Origin of the sequence: Angustibacter sp. Root456, from assembly GCF_001426435.1 — a bacterium.
Taxonomy (GTDB): Bacteria; Actinomycetota; Actinomycetes; order Actinomycetales; family Angustibacteraceae; genus Angustibacter.
This window is the reverse complement of the sequence record NZ_LMER01000014.1, coordinates 352,022-369,019: the sequence shown is the minus strand read 5'-3', so window position 1 is coordinate 369,019 and position 16,998 is coordinate 352,022. Positions and strand designations below refer to the sequence as shown.

Genomic DNA, 16,998 nt, shown 5'->3' with positions numbered 1-16,998 from the left:
GAGCGTGCGCTACCCATGCAGCTTGCCGAGATCCTGCTCGCTGACGGCTTGGTCGACGAGGGGCAGCTGAGCGCTGCCTTCGACGAGCACCAGCGAGTGGGCCGCAGTCTCGGGCGCGTCCTGGTCGACCAGGGGGTGCTCACCGAGACCCAGCTGGTCGCCGCGCTCGCGCAGCAGATCGGGCTGCCGTTCGTCGACCTGCAGGAGTACCAGGTCGACGGCTCGGCCACCGGGCGCGTGCCCGGGGCCGTCGTCCGCCGCCACAACTGCCTGCCCATCGGCTACTCCGACGACGGCAAGCTGCTCGTCGCGATGGCCGACCCCGGCAACGTCTTCGCCCTCGACGACATCCGCTCGATGACCGGTATGGAGGTGCGTCCGGTCGTCGCGACGCGCGCCGACGTCATCGCCGCGATCGACCGGTACTACCGCGCCGACGCGGACATGGACGACATCACCTCTGCCCTCGACGTCACCGACGACGACGAGGACCTGTCCAAGGTGAAGGAGATCACCGAGGACGCGCCGATCGTCAAGTACGTCAACCTGCTGATCACGCAGGCGATCCAGGACCGCGCCTCCGACATCCACCTCGAGCCGACCGAGACCGACCTGCGCGTGCGCTACCGCATCGACGGCGTGCTGCACGAGGTCATGCGCTCGCCCAAGGCGATCCAGAGTGGCGTGATCTCGCGGCTGAAGATCATGGCCGACATCAACATCGCCGAGCGGCGGATCCCGCAGGACGGGCGCCTGTCGGTGAACGCGAACGGCAAGAAGATCGACCTGCGCGTAGCGACGCTGCCGACGGTGTGGGGCGAGAAGGTCGTCATGCGCATCCTCGACAACTCGACGGCGCGCCTGACGCTCGGCGACCTCGGCTTCTCCGAGGGCAACTACGCGCGCTTCTCCGAGAGCTTCCAGAAGCCCTACGGGATGATCCTCGTGACCGGCCCGACCGGCTCGGGCAAGTCGACGACCCTGTACGCGACGCTGAACATCGTCAGCAAGCCCGAGGTCAACGTCATCACGGTCGAGGACCCGGTCGAGTACCGGCTGCCGGGCATTAACCAGGTGCAGGTCAACAACAAGGCCGGCCTGACCTTCGCGGCGGCGCTGCGCTCGATCCTGCGCTCGGACCCCGACGTCGTCCTCATCGGTGAGATCCGCGACCACGAGACGGCGCAGATCGCCGTCGAGGCGGCACTCACCGGCCACCTGGTGCTGGCCACGCTGCACACGAACGACGCGCCGTCCGCGGTGACGCGGCTGACCGAGATGGGGATCGAGCCGTTCCTCGTGGGCTCGGCACTGGACTGCGTGCTGGCTCAGCGCCTCACGCGCCGGCTGTGCCCGCGCTGCAAGGAGGCGTACACCCCCGAGGCGGACGACCTAGTGAAGGTGGGCTTCCCGTGGTCGCCGGGGGAGCAGCTGCCGGTGCTGTACCGGCCGGTGGGCTGCTCGGCCTGCTCGAAGACCGGCTACAAGGGCCGGGTGGCGCTGCACGAGGTCATGGCGGTGAGCGAGACGATCGAGCGGCACACCGTCGACCGGGTGTCGGCTGCGGTGATCGGCGAGACCGCGCGCTCGGAGGGCATGACCACGCTGCGCATGGACGGCTGGATCAAGGTCTACGAGGGCGTCACCTCGATCGAAGAGGTCCTGCGCGTCGTCGTCTGACGCGCCCTCCTGGCAAATTCCCCGGAACTTGTACGCCTGGGACGGCCCAGGCGCACAAGTTCCGGGGAATTTGCCAGGGGCGACGGCGGCGGTGGGGGAAGCGGCGACCGAACCGCTCAAGGGCCTCGCTGGGCGTGCCGATAGCGCCCAGAGAAGATCTCCAGCTCGGCCGATCCTGCGCCGAGCGCGTCGACAGGGAGCGCCGTGAGCACCACCGGACAGCCGTACGTGCCGGAGCAGTTCACCTTCGCCGGTGCCCAGGACGGCTACGCGCCCGTGACCTCGGGCTCGCTGCCCGCGCCCGCCGCGACGCTCGTGCAGCCGCCGGAGGCGGACGCCGGCGCCTACCGCCGGGCGACGACCGAGCAGACGACCGAGGCCGACCTGCAGATTAACCAGCTGTTGATCGACATGATCGCCACCGGCGCGAGCGACCTGCACATCACCTCTGGCGCCCCGCCGATGATCCGCGTGCGCGGTGAGCTGCGCCCGCTCGGCGAGCACCCGGCCCTGACGCCGCCGGTGCTGCAGCGCGCCATCTACGCGATGCTGTCGCAGAAGCAGCGGGAGCGCTTCGAGAACGACCTCGAGCTCGACTTCGCCTACGCCGTGCCGGGGCGTGCGCGCTTCCGCGTCAACGTCTACCGCCAGCGCGAGGCGATGGGTGCGGCGTTCCGTCTCATTCCGTACGAGATCAAGCCGCTCGAGGCGCTGGGCATCCCGCCGGCCGTCAACAACTTCGCCGGGCTGCCGCGCGGTCTCGTGCTGGTCACGGGCCCGACCGGTTCGGGAAAGTCGACGACGCTCGCGGGCATCATCGACCTGGCGAACCGTAACCGCCACGAGCACATCATGACGGTCGAGGACCCGATCGAGTTCCTGCACCGCCACAAGAACTGCGTGGTCAACCAGCGCGAGGTGGGGGAGGACACCAAGTCCTTCTCCAACGCCCTCAAGCACGCGCTGCGCCAGGACCCCGACATCATCCTCGTCGGTGAGATGCGTGACCTCGAGACGATCTCGGTCGCCCTCACCGCGGCAGAGACCGGCCACCTCGTCTTCGCGACCCTGCACACGCAGGACGCCGCTCAGACGATCGACCGCGTCATCGACGTCTTCCCGTCCGAGCAGCAGCAGCAGGTGCGCGTGCAGCTCGCCGGCGCGATCCAGGGCGTCGTCTGCCAGACCCTGTGCAAGACGCGCGACGGCAAGGGCCGGGTCGTCGCCACCGAGGTCATGGTGGCGACCCCCGCGATCCGCAACCTCGTCCGCGAGGGAAAGACGCACCAGATCTACTCCGCCATGCAGGCAGGCGCCCAGCACGGCATGCACACGATGGACCAGCACCTCGCCGAGCTGGTGCGCACCAACCAGATCACGTACGAGCACGGTCTGGAGAAGTGCCACCACGTCGAGGACTACAACCGCCTTCTCGGCCGGATCTGAGGACACCCACCATGGCGACGATCACGTTCGAGTACGCCGTTCGCGACCGCGACGGCAAGCTGGTCAAGGGCACCCTGGACGCCGAGAACCAGGGCCAGGTGGTGCAGAAGCTCAAGACGCTGGGTTACGCCCCGGTCAGCATCACCCAGGCCAACGGGGGGATGAACAAGGAGATCACCATCCCCGGCTTCGGCGGGAAGGTGAAGACCAAGGACCTCGCGATCATGGCGCGCCAGTTCGCGACCATGATCAACTCCGGTCTGTCGCTCCTGCGCGCGCTGACCATCCTGGCCGAGCAGACCGAGAACAAGGTGCTCGGCAACATCCTGGGCGAGGTCCGGGCCGAGGTCGAGACAGGACAGTCGCTGTCGTCCGCGCTGGCCAAGCACCCCCGGGTGTTTCCGCCCATCATGATCAACATGTGCCGCGCCGGTGAGGTCGGCGGCTTCCTCGACGCGGTGCTCCTGCAGGTGGCCGAGAACTTCGAGGCCGAGGTCAAGCTGCGCGGCAAGATCAAGTCCGCCATGACCTACCCGGTCGTCGTCTTCGTCATGGCGATCCTCGCCGTGATCGGCATGCTGCTGTTCATCGTGCCGATCTTCGCGAAGATGTTCCACGACATGGGCGCCCAGCTGCCGGCACCGACGCGGGCGCTGGTGTTCTTGTCGTCCGTGCTCAAGATCGGTGGCGTCCCCCTGCTGATCGCCCTCGTGCTGGCCAGCGTGGGCTGGAACCGCATCAAGCACCAGCCCAACGTCCGCGGTGTCGTCGACCCGTGGAAGCTGCGGATGCCGGTCTTCGGCTCGCTGGTGCAGCGGATCGCGTTGTCCCGGTTCACGCGCAACCTCGGCACCATGCTGAAGTCGGGTGTGCCCATCCTGCAGGCCCTCGACATCGTGGCCGACACCAGCGGCAACGAGGTCGTGGCCAAGGCGGTACGCGCGGTGCAGCAGTCGGTGCGGTCGGGGGACTCCCTCTCGGGCCCGCTCAAGGACCACGCCGTCTTCCCACCCATGGTCGTGCAGATGATGGCGGTCGGTGAGGACACCGGAGCGCTCGACGACATGCTGGTGAAGATCAGCGACTTCTACGACCAGGAGGTCGAGGCGACCACCGAGGCCCTCACCTCGCTCATCGAGCCCCTGATGATCGCCTTCCTCGGAGCGGTCGTCGGGTCGATGATCGTCGCGCTCTACATGCCGATCTTCGGGGTGTTCAACCTCATCAACTGAGCTGCTCGACGAGACGACCCCGGCACCCGCCGGGGTCGTTTCATTTTCCCCCATTCAGCGGCTCAAGACCTTGATCGTGCGGCCGATGCTCTATCTGTCATCCGGAGGTGGCCCGTTCGGGCTCGTCCCTCCACGTCGATCGTCTCGAAGGGACGAATCACATGCTCGCTCGCATTCGCAAGGCGGCGGAGGAGAAGGACAGCGGCTTCACGCTGATCGAGCTCCTGGTCGTCATGATCATCATCGGCATCCTCGCCGCGATCGCCATCCCGGTGTTCCTGAACCAGCGCAAGAAGGCCGTCGACACCTCGATGAAGTCGGACCTTCGCTCGGTCGCCAACGAGATGGAGACCTTCTACACCGACTCTCAGGCGTACCCCAGCGCCCTGTCGCAGTCCTCCACCACGGTGACGCTGACCGACGGCGGAACGCCGCCTGTCACCAGCACGGCGAAGGTTTCGACCGGCAACACGATCTCGCTCGTGGGCGGCCAGGCGGCTGGGACATACTGCCTCAAGGCCGTGAACACCAAGGGTACGGGCGACTGGTACTACGACAGCGACCAGGGTGGCCTGCAGGCCAAGGGCGTTGCCTGCAGCTGATCTGAACCGCTTTGCGAGATGGCCCCGGCAGTCGCCGGGGCCATCTCGTGTTTTCCTCCGTTCGGGCGCTCAAGTCGCTCGCTAAGGCGCCGAAGCACTACGTGTCATCCGGAGGTGGCCCGTTCGGGCTCGTCCCTCCACGTCGATCGTCTCGAAGGGACGAATCACATGCTCGCTCGCATTCGCAAGGCGGCGCAGGAGAAGGACAGCGGCTTCACGCTGATCGAGCTCCTGGTCGTCATGATCATCATCGGCATCCTCGCTGCGATCGCCATCCCGGTGTTCCTGAACCAGCGCAAGAAGGCCGTCGACACCTCGGTGAAGTCGGACCTCCGTTCCATCGCGAACGAGATGGAGACCTACTACACCGACAACCAGGCCTACTACCAGCCCGCAACCACGACGGCTGGTGTCAGCGTCTCGATCGGCGCCACTTCGCCGACCTCGGTCAAGGTCAGCAGCGGCAACTACTTCACCTTCAAGCTGCTGAAGGCCGACGGAACGGTCGAGACGACGGCTGCCAACGCGACCGGCTACTGCATCACCGGCCAGAACGCCAAGGGCGACAAGGCTGTGGCTGGTCTGTACTACAACAGCCAGGGTGGCGGCATCACCACGACCGCCTGCCCGTGATCTGACTGATCACCGCACGGCCTGAGGGGCCGGTCCCGCAGGGGACCGGCCCCTTCGCCGTTCAGCGACTGCATCCGAACGGGTGCCTCAAGATCGCGGCTGCGCACGCCGACAGTGACAGGAGCGACCGGTGGCAGAAGCCGCCGGCACGGCTGAGTGGGTGGTGGCATGGATCTGCGTCGACGGTGGCGCGACCGCGTGCGGGGTGACTTCGACGCAGGCTTCGGCATGGTCGAGATGCTCTTCGCCATGGTCGTCTTCTCGATCATCGCCACGGCCGTGGCGTACGGCATCCAGAGCGCGACCAACTCGACCCGCCTCGACCGCAACCGGATCCAGGCGGCGAACCTCGCGGCCCGCGAGCTCGAGATCGTGCGCCAGGAGTTCAACGACAAGAACATCGACGGTCCGGCCCTCATCGGCGACGCCGGCGTGGTGACGAATCCCCACCCGCTCGCCAGCCAGGTCGCAGGCAACCCGCTCACGATCGACGGCCTGCCCTTCACGGTGACTCGGTCCGCCACCTGGATGCCCTCGGGCGTCGGCTCCAGCGCGTGCGATGGCGGCAGTGCCGTCACCTACCCCGTGCTGGCGGTCAACGTGAAGGTCTCGTGGCCTCGAATGGGCTCCACGAAGCCGGTGGAGAACAACACGATCCTCACCCCGCGCAAGGCACAGGTGAACGGCACCGACGGGTACGCCGCGGTCAAGATCGTCGGTGCAGACGGGCAAGCACGATCGGGTGTGCCGGTGACGGTCTCGGACGGCGCGATGTCGGCGACCGCGACGACAGCCGACGACGGTTGCGCCGTCGTGCAGTTCTCCGGCCTCCCAGCCGCGCCGTCCAGCTTCACCGCCACGGTCTCGGTGGGCGGGTGGGTGTCGAACACCTTCAACGCCACGGCGACGGGGTCGCTCTCGCTCGAGCAGGGCAAGATGAAGAGCACGTCGATCGCCTACGACCAGGCGGGGGCGCTGCAGGCGCAGCTGACGACAGCCGGCGGGTTCGCGCTTCCGAGCCAGACGGTGCCGATCACCATCTACAGCACCGACATCGTCGGCGGCACGAAGGCCTTCCCCGGAGCCGGACCGTCCACCACCATCGGCAGCCTCTGGCCCGCGCCAGCGGGCTACGTCTCGTGGCCGGGCGCGTGCCGCATGTCCGATCCCTCGAGCGCCGGCACGTCGCGCCAGCCCGCCACGGTGGTGGCCCCGGGTGGCACGGGCACCATCTCGCACTACCTGACGCCCGTGGAGGCCACAGTGGTCAACAGCTCGCTGCTGCCGGTGCAGAACGCGACGATCCGCGGGTACGCCACCAGCACCTCGGGGTGCACCACGGACGCGACGCTGACGCTCGGGGTCACGGACTCCTCGGGTCGGCTGAAGACCTCGCTTCCGGCGGGCACGTGGGAGCTGCGGGCAGACGGCCTCACCTCCTCGTCAGCCTGGCCCCAGCTGTCGGTCAACGCGACGAGCCCGCAGCAGGTCACGACGCTGTCGGTGACGCCGTGAGGCGGCTGCGCGGGCTGCGGGGGTCCGAAGGTGGCTTCACCCTCGCGGAGATGCTCGCCGTCATGAGCATCCTCGGCGTGATCACCTCGCTGGCCTTCGGGGCGCTGATCCAGTCGCAGAAGACCGTGCGCGGCAACGTGAACCGGCTCGATCAGGCCCAGCAGGCCAAGGCGGCTGTCGAGACCATGACGAAGACCATCCGCACCGCTGTGCTGCCCTCGCAGATCGGCGGCGGTAACACCGACCTGTCCGCGTTCCTGTCGGCCGACTGGAACCGGGTCAGCTTCTACGCCAACATCTACAACCCCGCCAACGTCAACGGCCCGAGCAAGGTCAGCTACGTGCTGAGTTCGAGCGGCGACCTCACCGAGTCGGTGCAGCCGCCGAACGGCATCGACGCGAGCGGCGCGTACACCTACTGCATCGTGGGCTCGCCCGGCTGCGTCGTCAAGACGCGCATCGTGGCCCGCAAGATCGTGTACAGCTCGGCCAAGCCGCTGTTCGTCTACTACAGCGTCACGCAGCCTGCTGGCATGTCGACGCCGCTGACCGCGACGACGCTGCCGGACGTCAACTCGGTCGACATCGCGCTCTCGGTCAAGTCCGGTAACGAGGTCCCGGCGAGCACGGTCATCACCCGCGTCTCCCTGCCGAACGCGAACGCCCGTATCAACAACAACCCCGCGAACACGTGAGCGAAGGACAGCTGATGCAACGACTCTGGAAGGCGCTGCGCGGCCGCACCAGCGGTGACGGCGGCTTCGCCATGGTCACGGTGCTCGGCGTCGGGACGGTCATGACCGCCCTCATGCTGGTATCCCTCGCGTACGCCCTGCAGGTGACCCCGCAGGCCCGGCGTGACCAGGACTGGAACGCTGCGCTCTCGGCGGCTCAGGCCGGCGTTGATGACTTCGTCGCCCGCCTGAACAAGGCCGACAGCTACGCACTGTCGGTCGACTGCAGCAACGTCGCCATGAAGGGTCCGAACGCAGGCGTCAACACCTGCGGCTGGACGTCCTCGACCCCCGTCGGGTGGCAGGCGGTCAAGGCCGCCGACCCGACTAAGGGCACGTTCCACTACGACCCCACCTACACGGCCGGCAGCGTGCGCCTCACCTCGACCGGCAAGGTGCGCAACACCTACCGCACGATCGACGTCCGCGTCGCCCGCGGTGGCTCCACGGACTTCCTGTACTACACCGACTTCGAGGACGCCGACCCCGAGAACACCGTGGTCTACCCGAACGGCACCTCGGCCGACTGCGGGGGCACGGGTTCGGCGAACGGCAAGTACTGGTACCAGAAGGCCAGCGGCTACACGGGCACGCTCTCCACGAACAGCCTGTCCGGCCACCGCTCGGGCTGCACCGAGATCGCCTTCGCCGGCGGCGACAAGCTCGACGGCCGTGTGCACTTCAACGACACGCCGGGCATCTGGGGTGGCACGAGTGGCGGCGAGGGCAGCCAGGCGACCTTCACGCAGGGCTTCGAGACGGCCGACCCCAACTGCCCCACGACAGCCTCGACGAGCAGCAGCCTGAGGGGCAAGTGCTGGCGCTACTACCCCTACGACACGACGTACTACAGCTCCGGTGTCCCCTTCTTCGCCGGCTCGGCCGGCGCCAAGTACGCCGACAAGCTCGACCTGCCCGACAACAGCGCGGAGTTCATCAACTACCCGGGCTGCGTGTTCTGGGGCGACACCCGGATCCGCTTCAACAGCAACGGCACCATGACGGTGTGGAACACCATGAGCAACGGGCGCACGATCGTGAACCCCGCTTCTCCTGCAGGCACCGACTGCGGCGTCGCGTCCAGCTACAAGCCGACGAGCGCGAGCGACCCGAGGCCTAACGCCGGGCAGACGGTGCCCGTGCCGACCGACATGGTGATCTACGTCCGCAACACCGGCACCGCGGACACGTGCGTGCCAGGGCAGATCGTCAACGGGTCCTCGTCGGGCAGCAGCGCGTCCGACGTCATCCCGCAGGGCAGTGGCACGACGGCGCGCGAGGTGCGCGACATCAGCTACTTCAACCCGGACTCCGCGACGACCAAGACGACGCGGACGTTCCGGTGGAGCAACAGCAGCGGGTGGAGCAGGCTGTCGTCCGGGTACTCCGTCACCGACAGCGCACCTAACGACGCCCACCCCGTGAAGATGGACTGCGGCCAGGGCAACGTGTACGTCGAGGGCACCGTCAACGGCCGTGTCACCGTCGCCGCGGAGAACAACGTCATCGTCACGAACGACCTGCTCCTGCGTTCGACGGCGGCCGGGGACGCGCCGGCGGGCACCGACATCGTGGGCCTCGTCGCAGCGAACTCGGTGCAGGTCTACCACCCCGTGGCGCGCAGCCGGAGCAACGTCAACCAGGTGACGAGCTACTGCAGCAGCACGGTCGATGGGTTCCCGACCTTCAACGGCAACAACAACCAGAACTACACGTGCACCTGGACCCAGGGGTACAGCTACGGCAACAGCTACAACAACCTGAGCTATCCCGGGCAGACCGGCTCGAGTGGTACGCGGTGGATCTACGGGTCGATCCAGACCCTGCAGCACTCGTTCCTCGTGCAGTCCTACGACTACGGCGGCGACATCGGGACCCTGTCGGTGCGTGGCTCCATCGCCCAGCGCTACCGCGGCATCGTGCGCCAGGGGTCGAGCGGCTTCCTGAAGGACTACGGCTACGACGCACGCCTGCAGTTCCAGTCGCCGCCGTACTTCCCGCAGTGGACCAACGCGAGCTGGTCGGCGCAGACGACCGGCGAGCTGAAGCCCAAGTACGTCGGCCAGTGACGTCGTCGGTGGGCAGGGCGTGCCTGCCCTGCCCACCGACGCGTCACGGCTAGGCTGCCGCCTCGTGATCGCCCTCCTCGTCTTGCTGAGCGCCGTCGTCGGCCTGGTGATCGGCTCGTTCCTCAACGTCGTCGTCTGGCGGGTACCGCGCGGGGAGTCGGTGGCTCACCCGGCCAGTCACTGCCCGCAGTGCGGCCACCCGATCCGCCCGCGCGACAACGTGCCCGTGCTCTCGTGGCTGCTGCTGCGTGGCCGCTGCCGGGACTGCGGGGCGCCGATCAGCGCGCGTTACCCGGGAGTCGAGGTCGCCACCGGCGTGCTGTTCGCACTGATGGCCTGGCGCTTCGGCGTCGCGTGGGAGCTGCCCGCGTACCTCTACCTGTGCGCGATCAGCGTGGCCCTGGCGCTCATCGACATCGACGTGCGCCGACTGCCCAACGCCATCGTGCTGCCGTCGTACGTCGTCACGGCCGTCCTGCTGCTGCTGCCGGCGGTGATCGAGGGCCGCTGGCACGAGTACCTGCGTGCCGCCGGTGGGGGAGCGGTGCTGTACGCCGCGTTCTTCGTTCTGGTGTTCATCCACCCCGCCGGCATGGGCTTCGGTGACGTCAAGCTCGCCGGCGTGCTGGGCGCCTACCTGGGCTGGCTCGGTTGGGGAGTGCTCGCCGTCGGTGGCTTTCTCGGGTTCCTGCTCGGCGGCGTCTACGGCGCCGGTCTGATGCTCGCCAAGCGCGCGGGTCGCAAGAGCGCCATCCCGTTCGGCCCGTTCATGCTGGCCGGAGCGCTGGTCGCGGTGTTCTTCGGTCAGTGGCTCGTCGACCGCTATCTGCAGATGATCGGCATCTAGCGCTCAAGTAGCCGCTCAACCGCACCGATCACCCCTGTGACACGGCCCCACCAGGAGGGCCGCCACGCGGCTGTGCCGCATGGAAGGGGTTACGAGGTGGCTGGACGGTCCGCGATCGGTCTCGACATCGGGACGTCGGGCGTGCGCGCTGCTGAGCTGTCGTTCGGCAAGCGCGGTGTGACGCTCGAGAAGTTCGGGCAGGTCGCGCTGCCCGACGGCGCAGTGCGTGACGGTGAGGTCGCCGACGCCCACGCCGTTGCCGCAGCACTCAAGCAGCTGTGGTCGCACACCGGCTTCTCGCACAAGCAGGTCGTGCTGGGAGTGGCCAACCAGCGCGTCATCGTGCGCCAGGTCGACCTCCCCGCGCTGCCTGAGCGTGAGCTGAGGGCCTCGCTGCCGTTCCAGGTGCAGGACTTCCTGCCCATGCCCGTGGAGCAGGCAGTACTCGACTTCCACGCCGTCGAGGAGGTGAGCGAGCCGGGCCAGCCGCGCATGCTGCGGGGCCTGCTCGTGGCCGCCGTCCGCGACATGGTGCTGTCGAACGTCAACGCGGCCCAGAAGGCCGGCCTGCGGGTCACATCAGTCGACCTCACGCCGTTCGCCGTCCTGCGCTCCCTCGGTGCCTTCGGCGCGGCTGACGCCGACACCGTCGCGCTCGTGGACGTCGGCTCGCGGGTGAGCAACATCGTCGTCCACCGTGCGGGTGCGCCGCTGTTCGTGCGCATCCTGCTCATGGGTGGGCAGGACGTCACGGACGCCGTCGCCGACACCCTCGGCATGACCCGCGCGCAGGCCGAGGCGCTGAAGCAGAACCCCAACCTCAGCGGTATCGACCACGAGCAGCAGCTCTCCGCCGGTCGCGCGCTCGAGAGCACGGCGGCCGCCTTCGTCGACGAGGTCCGCAGCTCGCTCGACTACTTCTCCTCGTCCGCGCCGGCTGGCGCGCGCCTGCAGCGGCTCGTGCTGAGCGGTGGCGGCTCGCGTCTGCACGGCCTGGCCGACCGGCTCGAGGCGGCGACGCGGCTGCCCGTCACCGTCGGCAACCCGCTCAGCAGCGTCGCCGTGGGCCGCACCGGCCTCAGCGACGAGCAGATCAACTTCGTCCAGCCGCTGGTCGCCGTGCCGGTGGGTCTCGCGTTGGGAGCTGACCGATGAGCCAGGTGGCGCAGAGCCAGACCGTGCAGACGGTCGTCACGCCCGTTCTCCAGCGGGTGGCGCGGGTCAACCTGCTGCCGTCCGAGATCGAGGAGGCGCGCCGCCTGCGGCGCACCCAGGCCGGTCTGGCCGCGGGCCTCGGCGTCGTCGTCCTGGCGGTGGCGGGGGTCTACGCCCTGCAGGTGCAGAGCAAGAACCACGCCGCCGACGAGCTGGCCGCGACCAAGACCGACACCGTGCGCCTGCAGGCGCAGCAGGCCAAGTACGCCGACGTGCCGCGCACCATTGCGGCGATCGACGCCGCCGAGACGGCGCGCTCGACGGCCATGGCCAACGACGTCGAGTGGTTCCGGACCCTCAACAACTTCTCGTTGACCCTGCCGAAGAACGTCTGGTTCACGAACGTGAGCCTCGCGCTGAGCGGTTCCGGCTCGACAGCGGCCGCTCCGGCAGCACCCACGGGTGGCACCACCTCGGCGGCCCCGACCACGCCGGCGGCGCCGGCCACGCCGTCGTCCCCCGCGGCGAACGCTCCGGCCACGGGCATCGGCGTCCTCACGGTGCAGGGATCTGCGCTCGACCACCCGGACGTCGCCACCTGGCTCGACGTGCTCGCGCGTCAGCCCGGGATGTCCGACGCCTACTTCTCGACCTCGGCGAGGGCCAAGGTCGGCACCAAGACGATCGTCAACTTCGTGTCGACCGCGACCATCACGTCGGACGCGCTGTCGCACCGCTACGACCGGAAGCAGGGCTGATCCATGACCAAGTCCCGTGTCTGGAGCCTCGGGGCCGGCCTGCTGGCGGTGCTGATGCTCGTGGCCTCCTGGTTCCTGCTCATCTCCCCGCAGCGATCCGAGGCGGCCTCCCTGCGTGACCAGGTCACGCAGCAGCAGCAGTTCAACGACCAGATCAAGCTGAAGACCCAGGAGCTCAAGGCGCAGTTCGCCTCGCTCCCGGCTCGACAGGCCCAGCTGGCCGAGATCAAGCAGGAGATGCCCGAGAACCCCGCCCTGCCGTCCCTCGTGCGCGACCTGTCGTCGTACGCGGATGATGCCGGAGTGGTGCTCGTCAGCGTCGCTCCGTCGGCGCCGCAGCCCCTCACCGCTGGTGCCTCCTCGACGGCGGCGGCAGCGGCCACCGCACCGATCCAGCAGATCCAGACGTCCATCGTCACCACCGGGTCGTACGCCGAGCTGACGCTCTACCTGCAGAAGCTGCAGAGCAAGATGCGCCGGGCGATCCTGGTCGACAACATCCAGGTCGGCAAGGCGTCGAGTGACGGTGCCGCCAAGGACGACCTGCAGATGACGCTGGTCGGCAAGGTGTTCGTGCTCGACTCCAAGGCCGCCGCTCAGGCGGCTCAGGCGGCGACCAGCGCCGCGACGACCAACGGCACCGCGAGCTGAGTGGGGACTGCCATGAACCTGAGGAAGAACACGCCCGCGGACGCCGTGGTCGTCGAGGAGCCCACCGAGGGCTCGAACAAGAAGGTGCTCGTCGCTGGCGGCGTCGCCGCCGGCCTCGCGGTCGTGGCCGCCATGTCGTACGTGCTCCTGTCGGGTGGGTCCGACGCCGCGGAGACCGGTGTGGTGGCCGCCGCCAAGCACACGGTGGGGCAGCAGCCGAGCGCCGCGCCCTCGGCCAGCAGCGCGCCCGCCATCAAGAAGTTCACCGGCAAGAACGCCCGCGACCCGTTCAAGGCGCTCGTCGTCGAGCCGGCTGCCGCCTCGGTAGGGACGACCGGCGCCGCGGGCAGCCCGGCGTCCGGCATGACGGGCTCGACGTCCGGCACGGGCACGCCGTCCGGCACGACGTCCGGTTCGACGACGTCGGGCTCGACAAGCAACTCGGGCTCGGCGAGTGGAGGGGTCCCAAGCGGCGACGGGCAGATCACCACCTCGCCGACACGCCTAGTGATTCAGATGGACCCACCGACACTCGCTGACAAGGAGAGTTTCGGCCTGTCGTACGCCCGGTTCGGTGTTGGGAGTGCTGACGCCTCGATCGACACCAAGCTCAAGGTCTACAAGGTGAAGGTTGGCAACACATTCGCGGGCCACTTCCGCCTGACCAGGCTCTGGCACTCAAGTGCTGAGGACAAGTACTGCGCCTCGCTGCTCTACGGGGACTCCGCCTTCGAGATCTGTGGCAACGACTCGACGGTGGTGCACTAAGCAAGACGAAGACCGTCCCGCATCTCACGGGACGGGCCTTCGGCGTCTCGGCCCGCGGCCACCTGCGAGACTGAGGGCATGCTGCGTTGGTTGACCGCCGGTGAGTCGCACGGGCCGGCCCTCGTCGCGATCCTCGAGGGGCTGCCGGCCGACGTCGAGGTCACCACCGACGATCTAGCCCAGGCCTTGGCACGCCGACGGCTGGGTTACGGGCGCGGTGCGCGCATGAAGTTTGAGCAGGACGCCGTCGAACTGCTCGGTGGCGTGAGGCACGGCCGCACGATGGGATCACCCGTGGCGGTGCGCATCGGCAACACCGAGTGGCCGAAGTGGCAGACCGTGATGAGCCCCGACCCCGTCGACGCCGCGGCGCTGGCCGGCGCGGACGACGTCGGTGCGCCGCAGGAGCTGGCTCGCAACCGCCCGCTCACCCGGCCGCGGCCCGGTCACGCCGATCTCGTCGGCATGCAGAAGTACGGCTTCGACGAGGCGCGCCCGGTCCTCGAGCGGGCGAGCGCACGCGAGACGGCCGCGCGGGTCGCTCTGGGAGCGGTGGCGTCGGCGTTCCTGCAGCAGGCCTTCGGGATCCGCCTGGTGTCGCACACCGTGGCCATCGGCACCGCGGGCGTCCCGGACGACGCAGCGCTGCCGACCCCCGACGACGTCGACCGGCTCGACGACGACCCGGTGCGCGCCTTCGACGCCACGGGCTCTGCCGCGATGGTCAGCGAGATCGAGGCCGCGCACAAGGACGGCGACACGCTGGGGGGCGTCGTCGAGGTCGTGGCCTACGGCCTGCCGCCGGGGCTCGGCTCCCACGTGCACTGGGACCGCCGGCTCGACGCCCGCCTGGCCGGTGCGCTCATGGGTATCCAGGCGATCAAGGGCGTCGAGGTCGGCGACGGCTTCCGCACCGCGGCCCGCCGGGGTTCGGCGGCGCACGACGAGATCGAGCGCGACGCCGACGGCGTCGTGCGCCGCCGCACCGGTCGGGCCGGCGGCACCGAGGGTGGCATGTCCACGGGCGAGGTGCTGCGGGTGCGGGCTGCCATGAAACCGATCTCGACGGTCCCACGCGCGCTCGACACGATCGACACGACGACCGGTGAGGCCGCCAAGGCGATCCACCAGAGGTCCGACGTCTGCGCCGTCCCCGCCGCGGGCGTCGTCGCGGAGGCCATGGTGGCGCTCGTGCTGGCCGAGGCCTGCCTGGAGAAGTTCGGCGGTGACTCCGTGGCGGAGAGCGCGCGTAACCACGCGGCGTACCTCGCCGCCGTGCCCGAGACGTTGAGGAGCTGGTCATGAGCGCAGGCCCGCGGCCGCGGCTCGTCGTGGTGGGTCCGCCCGGGTCGGGCAAGACCACGATCGGGCGCGCAGTGGCGCAGTCGCTCGGTGAGCCCTTCGTCGACGTCGACGAGGTCGTCGAGCAGCGCGAGGGTCGCTCGATCTCCGACATCTTCGTCGACGACGGCGAGCCGGCCTTCCGCGAGCTGGAGCGCGAGGTGTGCGCGCAGCTGCTCGCCAACGGCTCCGGCGTCGTCGCGCTCGGCGGCGGATCGGTGCTCGACCCCCGCACCGAGGCCGACCTGCAGGGCCTGCACGTCGTGTTCCTCGTCGTCGGGATCGCCGACGCCGCCAAGCGCGTGGGCTTCGCGCAGAGCCGGCCCCTGCTCATGGTCAACCCGCGCGCGGCCTGGACCCAGCTCATGAACGCCCGCCGGCCGGTGTACGAGCGGGTGGCGACCTTCGCCGTCGACACCGCCGGCCGGTCGGTCGACGAGGTCGTCACGGACGTCGTGACGGCGCTGAAGGAGCGCGAGCAGGCATGAGCGCACCGACTCGGGTCACCGTCACCGGTGACCAGCCGTACGACGTCGTCATCGGGGAGCAGCTGCTCGGCGAGCTGCCCGGTATGCTCGGCGAGGGAGTCCAGCGGGTGCTCGTCGTGCACCCGAAGGCTCTCCGGGCCACCGGCGAGGCCGTGCGCGACGACCTTGCAGCCCAAGGCTTCGAGGCCTATGTCGCCGAGGTGCCGGACGCCGAGGAGGCCAAGACCGCGCAGGTCGCCGACTTCCTGTGGGGCGTGCTGGGCCAGGCCGGCTTCACGCGCAGTGACGCGGTCGTCGGCGTCGGCGGGGGAGCGACCACCGACCTGGCCGGGTTCGTGGCGGCGACGTGGCTGCGGGGCGTGCGGGTCGTGCACCTGCCGACCACGCTGGCGGGCATGGTCGACGCCGCCGTGGGAGGCAAGACCGGCATCAACACCACCGAGGGCAAGAACCTCGTGGGCGCCTTCCACCCGCCGGCAGGGGTGCTGTGCGATCTCGGCACACTGGAGACGTTGCCGCGCAACGACTTCATCGCCGGCCTCGCCGAGGTGGTCAAGTGCGGCTTCATCGCCGATCCCGCCATCCTCGACCTGGTCGAGCGCGACCCGGCGGCGACGACGGCCTGGGACACCCCGACCACCCGCGAGCTCGTCGAGCGCAGCGTGCGCGTGAAGGCCGACGTCGTGGGCAGGGACCTGCGCGAGAGCGGCCTGCGCGAGATCCTCAACTACGGCCACACGCTGGGGCACGCGGTGGAGCACGTCGAGCGCTACAGCTGGCGGCACGGGGCGGCCGTCAGCGTCGGCATGGTGTTCGCCGCCGAGCTGGCCCGCGTCGCCGGACGGCTGGACGACGCCACCGCCGACCGGCACCGTGACGTCCTCGCCGCACTCGGCCTGCCCACGACCTACCGCCAGGACCGCTGGGACCAGCTGCTGTCGGCCATGCGCCGCGACAAGAAGTCGCGCGGTGACCTGCTGCGGTTCGTCGTCCTCACCGGCCTGGCCCAGCCCACGCGGCTCGAGGGGCCCGACCCGTCCCTGCTGCTCGCGGCCTACGCCGAGCTCGCCTGACCGTCG

At 69.2% G+C, this 16,998-nt stretch carries 16 protein-coding genes; all 16 read left to right on the top strand.

What is annotated here, in order from left to right; translation table 11 throughout:
- Positions 1–15 precede the first annotated feature (15 nt).
- Positions 16–1,680: a GspE/PulE family protein gene (locus tag ASD06_RS06885; RefSeq protein WP_056674801.1), complete on the top strand. Its 1,665-nt coding sequence runs from the start codon at positions 16–18 to the stop codon at positions 1,678–1,680.
- 204 nt (positions 1,681–1,884) lie between these two features.
- The gene (locus ASD06_RS06880) at positions 1,885–3,126 is read left to right on the top strand and encodes a type IV pilus twitching motility protein PilT (protein ID WP_235502248.1); all 1,242 of its coding nucleotides are present in this window, start codon (positions 1,885–1,887) and stop codon (positions 3,124–3,126) included.
- An 11-nt stretch (positions 3,127–3,137) separates the two neighbouring features.
- Entirely contained in the window at positions 3,138–4,358 is a 1,221-nt protein-coding gene (locus ASD06_RS06875; RefSeq protein WP_056674799.1) for a type II secretion system F family protein, read from the top strand.
- Between the two features lie 107 nt (positions 4,359–4,465).
- On the top strand, positions 4,466–4,960 hold the full coding sequence (locus ASD06_RS19830) for a type IV pilin protein (RefSeq protein ID WP_304438676.1): 495 nt from the start codon (positions 4,466–4,468) through the stop codon (positions 4,958–4,960).
- A gap of 114 nt (positions 4,961–5,074) precedes the next feature.
- The gene (locus tag ASD06_RS06865) at positions 5,075–5,593 is read left to right on the top strand and encodes a prepilin-type N-terminal cleavage/methylation domain-containing protein (RefSeq protein ID WP_200941924.1); all 519 of its coding nucleotides are present in this window, start codon (positions 5,075–5,077) and stop codon (positions 5,591–5,593) included.
- Between the two features lie 168 nt (positions 5,594–5,761).
- Positions 5,762–7,108 (top strand): prepilin-type N-terminal cleavage/methylation domain-containing protein, encoded by a 1,347-nt coding sequence (locus tag ASD06_RS06860; protein WP_157371559.1) that lies wholly within the window; start codon positions 5,762–5,764, stop codon positions 7,106–7,108.
- Positions 7,105–7,803, top strand: coding sequence for a type II secretion system protein J (locus ASD06_RS19110; RefSeq protein WP_056674791.1), 699 nt, complete (start codon positions 7,105–7,107; stop codon positions 7,801–7,803). Before ASD06_RS06860 ends, ASD06_RS19110 begins: the two co-directional genes overlap by 4 nt.
- A 14-nt stretch (positions 7,804–7,817) precedes the next feature.
- A complete protein-coding gene (locus ASD06_RS06850) occupies positions 7,818–9,911 on the top strand; it encodes a hypothetical protein (RefSeq protein ID WP_056674789.1) in 2,094 nt (697 codons plus the stop codon).
- Between the two features lie 67 nt (positions 9,912–9,978).
- On the top strand, positions 9,979–10,758 hold the full coding sequence (locus ASD06_RS06845) for an A24 family peptidase (protein ID WP_056675139.1): 780 nt from the start codon (positions 9,979–9,981) through the stop codon (positions 10,756–10,758).
- Between the two features lie 96 nt (positions 10,759–10,854).
- Positions 10,855–11,913, top strand: coding sequence for a type IV pilus assembly protein PilM (pilM, locus tag ASD06_RS06840; protein WP_056674786.1), 1,059 nt, complete (start codon positions 10,855–10,857; stop codon positions 11,911–11,913).
- The gene (locus ASD06_RS06835) at positions 11,910–12,671 is read left to right on the top strand and encodes a PilN domain-containing protein (RefSeq protein WP_056674784.1); all 762 of its coding nucleotides are present in this window, start codon (positions 11,910–11,912) and stop codon (positions 12,669–12,671) included. The genes pilM and ASD06_RS06835 overlap by 4 nt, the downstream gene beginning before the upstream one ends.
- A 3-nt stretch (positions 12,672–12,674) precedes the next feature.
- On the top strand, positions 12,675–13,322 hold the full coding sequence (locus tag ASD06_RS06830; protein WP_056674782.1) for a type 4a pilus biogenesis protein PilO: 648 nt from the start codon (positions 12,675–12,677) through the stop codon (positions 13,320–13,322).
- 12 nt (positions 13,323–13,334) lie between these two features.
- Positions 13,335–14,090 carry a hypothetical protein gene (locus tag ASD06_RS06825; protein WP_056674780.1) on the top strand — a complete coding sequence of 252 codons (756 nt, stop codon included), beginning with the start codon at positions 13,335–13,337 and terminating at the stop codon, positions 14,088–14,090.
- Between the two features lie 78 nt (positions 14,091–14,168).
- Positions 14,169–15,395, top strand: coding sequence for a chorismate synthase (aroC, locus tag ASD06_RS06820; RefSeq protein WP_056674779.1), 1,227 nt, complete (start codon positions 14,169–14,171; stop codon positions 15,393–15,395).
- The gene (locus tag ASD06_RS06815; RefSeq protein ID WP_056674777.1) at positions 15,392–15,919 is read left to right on the top strand and encodes a shikimate kinase; all 528 of its coding nucleotides are present in this window, start codon (positions 15,392–15,394) and stop codon (positions 15,917–15,919) included. Before aroC ends, ASD06_RS06815 begins: the two co-directional genes overlap by 4 nt.
- Positions 15,916–16,992 carry a 3-dehydroquinate synthase gene (aroB, locus tag ASD06_RS06810; protein ID WP_056674775.1) on the top strand — a complete coding sequence of 359 codons (1,077 nt, stop codon included), beginning with the start codon at positions 15,916–15,918 and terminating at the stop codon, positions 16,990–16,992. The genes ASD06_RS06815 and aroB overlap by 4 nt, the downstream gene beginning before the upstream one ends.
- Positions 16,993–16,998: the final 6 nt, after the last annotated feature.